This is a genomic window from Natronolimnohabitans innermongolicus JCM 12255 (assembly GCF_000337215.1).
Lineage (GTDB): Archaea > Halobacteriota > Halobacteria > Halobacteriales > Natrialbaceae > Natronolimnohabitans > Natronolimnohabitans innermongolicus.
The window spans coordinates 1-7,192 of sequence record NZ_AOHZ01000070.1 but is presented as its reverse complement, the minus strand read 5'-3'; the positions used below and the strand labels follow the sequence as shown (position 1 = coordinate 7,192).

Annotated in this window: 9 protein-coding genes and 1 pseudogene (1 of these 10 cut by a window edge); 4 read left to right on the top strand and 6 right to left on the bottom strand. The window is 60.9% G+C overall.

The features are described from left to right. Both dnaG and C493_RS23250 read left to right on the top strand, forming a co-directional pair. Positions 1-1,179: pseudogene (dnaG, locus tag C493_RS14815) on the top strand (DNA primase DnaG); it begins 197 nt to the left of the window's first position. Positions 1,180-1,294: 115 nt separating this feature from the next. After that, on the top strand, positions 1,295-1,468 hold the full coding sequence (locus tag C493_RS23250; protein ID WP_162471456.1) for a hypothetical protein: 174 nt from the start codon (positions 1,295-1,297) through the stop codon (positions 1,466-1,468). A 67-nt stretch (positions 1,469-1,535) separates the two neighbouring features. Here C493_RS23250 and C493_RS14805 read toward each other — a convergent pair whose 3' ends face one another. Continuing rightward, entirely contained in the window at positions 1,536-2,882 is a 1,347-nt protein-coding gene (locus C493_RS14805; RefSeq protein ID WP_049889393.1) for a DUF92 domain-containing protein, read from the bottom strand. A 247-nt stretch (positions 2,883-3,129) separates the two neighbouring features. Between C493_RS14805 and C493_RS14800 the strand changes: the two genes are divergently transcribed. Beyond that, a complete protein-coding gene (locus C493_RS14800; protein WP_007260273.1) occupies positions 3,130-3,735 on the top strand; it encodes an undecaprenyl diphosphate synthase family protein in 606 nt (201 codons plus the stop codon). Positions 3,736-3,765: 30 nt separating this feature from the next. On the opposite strand, the gene C493_RS14795 is transcribed toward C493_RS14800, so the two are convergent. Beyond that, positions 3,766-4,155 carry a DUF7344 domain-containing protein gene (locus tag C493_RS14795; RefSeq protein ID WP_007260272.1) on the bottom strand — a complete coding sequence of 130 codons (390 nt, stop codon included), beginning with the start codon at positions 4,153-4,155 and terminating at the stop codon, positions 3,766-3,768. Positions 4,156-4,263: 108 nt separating this feature from the next. Continuing rightward, positions 4,264-5,220: a polyprenyl diphosphate synthase gene (gene uppS, locus C493_RS14790; RefSeq protein ID WP_007260271.1), complete on the bottom strand. Its 957-nt coding sequence runs from the start codon at positions 5,218-5,220 to the stop codon at positions 4,264-4,266. Positions 5,221-5,362: 142 nt separating this feature from the next. On the opposite strand from uppS, the gene C493_RS14785 reads away from it, so the two are divergent. After that, entirely contained in the window at positions 5,363-5,764 is a 402-nt protein-coding gene (locus tag C493_RS14785) for a DUF5778 family protein (protein ID WP_007260270.1), read from the top strand. Positions 5,765-5,997: 233 nt separating this feature from the next. On the opposite strand, the gene C493_RS22730 is transcribed toward C493_RS14785, so the two are convergent. The 3 genes from C493_RS22730 to C493_RS22720 all read right to left on the bottom strand — a co-directional run. Beyond that, a complete protein-coding gene (locus tag C493_RS22730) occupies positions 5,998-6,324 on the bottom strand; it encodes a hypothetical protein (RefSeq protein ID WP_152421171.1) in 327 nt (108 codons plus the stop codon). Between the two features lie 83 nt (positions 6,325-6,407). Next, on the bottom strand, positions 6,408-6,893 hold the full coding sequence (locus C493_RS22725) for a hypothetical protein (RefSeq protein ID WP_161606906.1): 486 nt from the start codon (positions 6,891-6,893) through the stop codon (positions 6,408-6,410). A 218-nt stretch (positions 6,894-7,111) separates the two neighbouring features. Then, on the bottom strand, positions 7,112-7,192 hold an 81-nt coding region (locus C493_RS22720; RefSeq protein WP_152421172.1), incomplete at its 5' end, for an integrase core domain-containing protein.

Sequence of the window (7,192 nt, the reverse complement as noted above, 5' to 3'; positions counted from 1 at the left end):
CCATCAGAGATGTGTATAAGAGACAGAGTCGGTCCCTGTCGAGCCACCCTCGAGGTGACCGAGATCGAGGACGTCCGCGCGGCGAAACGCAAGGAAGTGGTCGATCGAGCGAAGGAGTTGCTCCGGACCGGATTCGACGACTCGGTGATGACCTCCGAGGAGATCTTAGCGGAGGTCCGCCAGCACGTCCGCGTCGAGGACATCACGGAGTACGAGGGACTGCCCGCCGGACCGCGGGTCACCGACAGCGACGCGATCATCGTCGTCGAGGGCCGCTCCGACGTCCTCACGCTCCTGAAGTACGGCGTCAAAAACGCCATCGCCGTCGAGGGGACGGACGTCCCCGACGCCGTGGCCGAACTGACCCACCACCGGACGGTTACGGCCTTTTTAGACGGCGACCGCGGCGGCGACCTCATCCTCGAGGAGCTCTCGCAGGTCGGCGACGTCGACTACGTCGCGTTCGCCCCCGGTGGCACCTCCGTCGAAGATCTCGATCACCACCAGCTGTTCGCCGCGTTGCGAAACAAAGTCCCCTACGAGACCGTCTCCGAACTGAACGAGCCCCGCGAGGCTATCGCCGCCACCGACGGCAGCGCGTCGCCGGCGCCGGCACCGACGCCGCCGACCCGAACGGACGAGACCAGTGAGAGCGACGGTAACGGAGCCGAGACCGACGCCGACGCCGTCACCCTCGAGTCGGCGACGCCGTCACCCTCGAGTCCCGGCGCTGCCGGCACCGAAACGGCCGAAACCGGTTCCGAGTCCGATGTCGAATCGACGATCGACGCTGGATCAACGTCGGCGACAAAGCCGACCGCCGAGTCCGCCGGCAGCGCTCGAGCGGCCGACGAGGACGACGGCCCCCAGACCGTCTACGGCCACGCGAGCGAGATCGTTCGGGAGCAGACCGGACGCGTGCGGTTTCTCGACGCCGACGGAGACGTGCGAGCGGAGACCGACGCGAGCGAGGCTTACGGCGCCCTCGAGGACGCCGATCCGGCGCCAGCGACGATCGTCCTCGACGAGATCCTCGGCCAGCGACTGCTCGATCTGGCCGCCGACCGGGGCGTCGAGCGGATCGTCGCACGCTCGCTCGGACAGTTTACCAAGCGGCCGACCGGCGTGCAGATCCACGCGATCGACGATATCGCGGAGACGCCACCGGACGCCGGGTGAACTTCGAAATACTTGCGTGTGCCGGCAGTAGCGGTGCTATAGAACGTGATTTTGTCTCACACACCGGCCGCGTTCCGAGATGTTGATAACGAGCGACGCCCGAGTTTCGCTCGAGATGTCACCACCGCCGCTGGCCGCGCTCGCGCTTCTCGGTATCTGGGTGATCCTGCTGTTCGCCGTGACCCACGCCGCGGCGTACGATCAGTGGCGGGCCGACGGCGCCTCGAGCGTTCCTGACGCCGACCACTCCGGCTCGACGGACGGATTCGGGCCGATTTCGGACGACTGACGGGAACCGTCGTCGAGTACAGTGAGTACGGTGGGTCGAATCGCTTCATCGCATTGCGGGTGCGTTCTCAGCCGAGTAGCGCGAGCGACAGCACCAACAGCGCACAGCACAGCGCTCCGGACAGCGTCGCCAGGAAGTTCACGCCCTGATTCCCTAACACGGAGCCTTCGAGGGTCGCACCGAGGAGACTGTCGACGGTCATGCCGACGATTCCGGCGGCGACGATGATCGCCGCGCCGACGGTCGAAACCGCCGGGAACAGCGCGTAGGAGATCGCGGCGACGACGGTTGCGCCGACGATTCCGGCCACCTCGCCCTGCCAGGTGACGCCGCCGTCGGTCCCGGGTTCGACGCGCTCGAGCGTCGTGATCAGCCGCGGTTCGTCGAAGACGCTCCCGATCTCGCTCGAGAGGGTGTCGCTCATCGCGGTCGCGACGGCGCCGGCGAAAGCGAACAGAAAGAGCGTCGGCTCGAGATCGGTGGGCAGCAACGACGCCGAACTCGCCGCGTAGCCGAGCACGGCGGCGATCGCGACCGCGGCGTTGCCGAGTACGTTCCCGCTGCCGCGGGCCCCGTCGTTGTCCTCGGCGACGCCGAGTTCCTCCTTTTCCTCGTAGCGGTACTTCGAGGAGAGGCCGCCGATGGCGAAAAAGGAGATCAGGACGATAAACCAGCCGTATCCGCCGAGAACGATCGTCAACAGGCCGAGCAGGATGCCGGTGAGCATTCCCGCGATGGAGGCCGTTTCGAGGGCGTACGAGGCGTAGCCGAGGAGGACGGTAACGACGAGGGCCGCGAGGATCTCGAGGCCGGTCAGCGACAGCGCCGGCTCGAGTTCCGCGAGCAGCCACCCGAGGAGTCCGACGGCGAGCATGACGACGGGGTCGTCCTGGACGAACAGGACGTCCCGCAGCAACGCGGCGAGAAGGGCGCCGCTGGCAGCGAGAAAGATCATCGTCGGGAGCGCCGCCTCGAGACCCTCGACGGTGCCGTCGGCGATGGCCCGCGTTCCGGCCTGTCCGACGACGGCGGCGAGCGTCGCGCCCGAACAGAACGCCGCCACGAGGAGGACGTCGCTGTCGGTCCAGATGCGTCCGAGTCGGTCCGCGAGATTTCCGTAGCCGACGAGGAGGACGGTTCCGACGAAGATCGCGATCGGCATCGATTCGACGACGGCGATGACGCCGAGCGTGGCGGCCGCGAGAACGAACGTGATGAGGCCGTAGAGCCGCCCCGCCTCGTAGTCGCCCGGATACGCGAGGAGGTCGAACAGCGGCCCGTCGGTGACGGCGACCGCCCCGAGGACGACGACGGCGGCCAGTGCGGCCCCGAGGACGGGACCGCCGAGGGGGACAGCGAAGGCGAGCGTACACAGCGCCGCGAACACGCCTGCTCGCCGGACGGGTGCGGTCACGATACCGAGACCTTTCTGTGGCGTTTACTTGAAGGTTCGTGAACCTCGCTGTCGCCGTTCTCGGACGGCTCACACCGACTGACAGCCGAACGAGTGGTTTTCGCTAACGCGAGCGAGCGATCGACTCGCGACCAGTTGTAGGCCCTCCTTCGCTCGCGCAGCGTCGAGAACACTCCCGACGGCAGTCGCGGAGACCCGACTACGGCGACCCGAAACCGGTATGTCACCGGACCGAAAATCCACTCGCGTGGGCCTGTACGAACAGTATCTCTCCATCCGAATCGCTCGCCACGACGGCGAGCCGCCCGACCACGTCGCGCTCGTGATTACCGAGCGCGATCTGCTAGAGCGTGGCGCCTACGAGACGCTGACGGACTTCTTTACGTGGGCGTTCGAGTACGCCGAACAGGTGACCGTCTACGTGAGCGTACTCGACGCCGCCGCGGTGCCGGCGCTGCGCCGCGAACTCGAGACGATCGACGCGCCGCGGGACGTAGCCGTTCGCGGACCGGACGATCAAACGCGTGCGGACGCGCCGATACGGATCGGGATCGGTCTCGGCGGCAAACACGAGTTTACGAGGGCAGTCCAGACGCTCGCAGAACGAGTCGAAGACGGCGACCTCGAGCCGGACGAGATCGACGACGAACGGGTCGAAGCGCACCTGATCTTTCCCTCGGAGCCGGATCTGGTGATCAAGACCGGCGCCGAACGCCTCTCGGATTTCATGATCTGGCAGTCGGTCTACTCCGAACTCTACTTTACCGACGTCAACTGGCGGGACTTCCGGAAACGGGACTTTCTGCGAGCGGTCCGTGAGTACTGTAATCGCTCGAGACGGTTCGGTCGGTGACGACGCCGGTCGCCGGGGCCGTCGCGATTCTCACGACTTCCGAAACTCCCGCGACTCGAGCCGTTCGATCGACTCGTCGCCGTTTCGGATCGTTCCGAGCGGCTCCTCGAGATCGACGATCGGACCGGAGATGCGAAGCTGTTCGGCCCCCAGTTCGTACTCGACCACGCCGTAGTCCTCGAGTTTTGGGAGCGCCGCGTGCGCGAGCGAAATACGGGCCGCTCGCGGAGAGGCTGTAGCGTCGACTGCGACGGCCAGTCGAGCGAGACGGGAAACCGGGATCGGCGGCTCGCACCGGGAGAGGACGTGGACGGCGACACGGATGCGAGTACTCCCGAGCAAGCCGTGGGCCACGTCCGCCGAAAGGCCCGTTAGTCGTGTGAACCGCTGGACGTCGACGAGAATGCGAGTCGGAGCCATGATAAGTCTTTGTGCGAAGATGGTGAATAAAACCCTTTCGTTCACCAACACACTGTCACGATAGCGATGACGTCTCCGTCGGTGAGCACCGAAACGGAGTCGCCCGCTTCAGTTCGCGGCGCGTCCGCTCGAGTCGACGTTCTCGAGTTGGCTGGCGTCGACTCCGTCTAGCTCGTCGGGGTCGGGCTGTTCGGCCGTCGGAAGCGAGTCGCGAAAGCGCTCGACGACCGACTGGGCTTCGGTCAGTTCCGTGTCGCCGACGGCGCCGAGCAGGGCCATCGCCCGTCGCGCCCGCGTCCGCCGCCACGACTCCTCGCGGGATTCGTACGTCCGGATGCCCCGCAGGAAGTCGGTTTTCGAGAACTCGGGCCAGTAGGGCGTACAGAAGAAGACCGCGGCCTCGTTGCCGTTGGCGTGCCACGGCAGGAAGTTCGAGGTCCGTTCGTCGCCGCCCGTCCGGATAATGAGGTCGACGTCCCGGACGGGGCGCTCGTAGAGTCGGTTCTCGATCGTCTCGACGTCGATCTCGTCGGGTTCGAGCGTGCCGGCGTCGACGTCGTCAGCGACGCCCTGGACCGCCTCGAGCAACTGGGAGCGCCCACCGTACGCGAGCGCGATGTTGAGCACGAATCGATCGTACTCCTGCGTTCGTCGATCGGCGTACTCGACGGCGTCTCGGACCCGCTCGGGAAGCCGTTCGACGGCGCCGATCGCCCGGATCCGGACCTCGTTATCGTGGACGCGGTCGGCGTCGGCGAACTCGTGGAGTTTCTCACAGAGGAGGTCGAACAACTCTTCGTTCTCCTCGTCGGGACGGTCGAAGTTCTCCGTCGAGAACGTGTACAGCGTCAGTTCCTCGACGCCGACGTCCTGACACCACTCGAGAACCCGCTCGGTCGTCTTGGCACCGTCGCGGTGACCCTGGGGGGCGTCGTCGCCCTGCTGGCGAGCGTACCGACGATTTCCGTCCTGGATCACTGCGACGTGAGTCGGTGCGCCGGAAATCTCTCTCGAGAGCAACTGCTCGTACGCATCGTCGACGCGCTGCCGGAGCCACCGCTTCATCGAACGGCAAAACGTCACCGATACCTATGTGTCTTGCGTGCGATACGGCAGCATGAGAATCGTATGTGGGTGTAGACCACGGACCCACCGTCGCTCGAGAAAATCGTGAGCGCTATCCGTTCGGCCGCCCTCGAGTTCGACAATGGCAGACGCGATCGACGACGACCTTTATCAGCGGACCAAGGCCCTGCTCGAACCCGGCGATATCGAACTCAACGGGGCAGTCGTCCACACCGAGTACGACGGTCAGGCGGACGTCCAGATGATGCAGGCCACGCTCGACGTCGGCGATATCATCGCCGAGCACTCGGGACACGACCCGGAGGACTGCTACGTCTACTCCGGCAACGACGATCCCGATTTCTCTTCGAACCAGCATCAGGGACTGACCCTGGACGACGAGGAGTTCGTCTGGGAGTGCCAGCAACTCCTGCGCGAGGGGAGTTTCGACATCGTCATCTACTACCTGGCGACGGCCGACCACGAGGCGATCCTCGAGGACGTCCGCGAGCTCGGCTACGACGTGACCGGCGTCGAAGGGTAACTGTCTTTCCCCAGTAGACCGCTTCTGACACCGGCTGAAAGACAATTCGGATCTCGAGCGATACTGTTGAGATATGTCTGAAACGTTCTAGAGATTGCGAGTAGAAGTATCGAAAATGTCCTGATCTAATTTGGCAAGTTCGCTGGTAAGCAACGAGAATTCCATTCGAGAGAGGAGGAAACCGATGTATAGTGAACAACAATTGTGAGTGTTATATAGTGTAGTTGTTACATTCATTCTAAAATGTTTTGTGGGAGGACGGATGGCAAAATGATAGCCAAAATTCCAACCATAATATAAAGCAAGAGAGAGGTGAAGGAACCAATCTGCCATAAATAGAACCAAATACCAACACCAATAGAAGAACAACCGATAATCCTCAGTAGGATGTCATTTCCTACATTTCTATATGGGATTAGGAGTGCCACCACAATTAGCACTCCGTATAAAAACAGTGCAGGTAGTGATGTGCTGAATTGTCCTAGAAATACTATTGTAGCAATTAATCCAATTGTTGCTAAAAGAGACTTTGCATTGAAACTTCCTTGGATTAACACCATGTTCTGTGATTCGAGAGAACAGTAATAGAGATTTCGTTTTGTGAATACAATTACTATAAGTATTTATATAATATATTGGTTATTTATGAGAAGGCTGCTCCACCAGTGATCACAAATAAAATTGCTATAACTATGATTGCTAACGGGATAAGAACATCATTCCCAGTAGATCCCTCACTCGGACCTCCTAAATCGTCAATTTGCTCTGCGACATCATCTGTATAACTGCCTAGGTGATCGACAGTATCATCGATAGATGCGGAAGGGCTTGGTGGGTCAGCAAAAATACGAGCACAGTTACCCATTGAGTCTCCGACCCAAATAGCATTGAGGTTTTCTTCGATCCCTATCCAAAATGAAACGCTAGTCCGAGTTTCAACACCATTCCAAGTGATTACTTCTTCAGAATATGTAATACTAGCAGATGCTAGGGGTGGTGTTTTTTCCTCACCACAGTCACGTCTGCCACCAATAACCGTGTCTTCAGCCGCCACACAGTATGATGTACGTCCTGTTGGAATACAAACGTTGAAGGGCAGGCTGCGAGGGGTTGGAAGTGTAATAGGCATTATTTGACAACCTCCGCGTTCTGAAGTGTACTTTCGACATCTACAACATTCTCTTCCACTATCTTATGCTCAAGTATTTCGTATGACCGAGGTATTTTTATAGTATATTCGGATAGATTCTTCTGGAAAGATAACCGATTTCCACTTTGCCACTTTGGACTATATACTCCACCAACAGTATCTGATGTGATCTGATAAACTTGGGAAGGAGGCACTGTCTAGTTTAGCACCTCCTCAGCTGGCGTTCGTCCATTGAGCGATTGGTGCGGTCTCTGTCGGTTGTAGTAATGCATAAATTG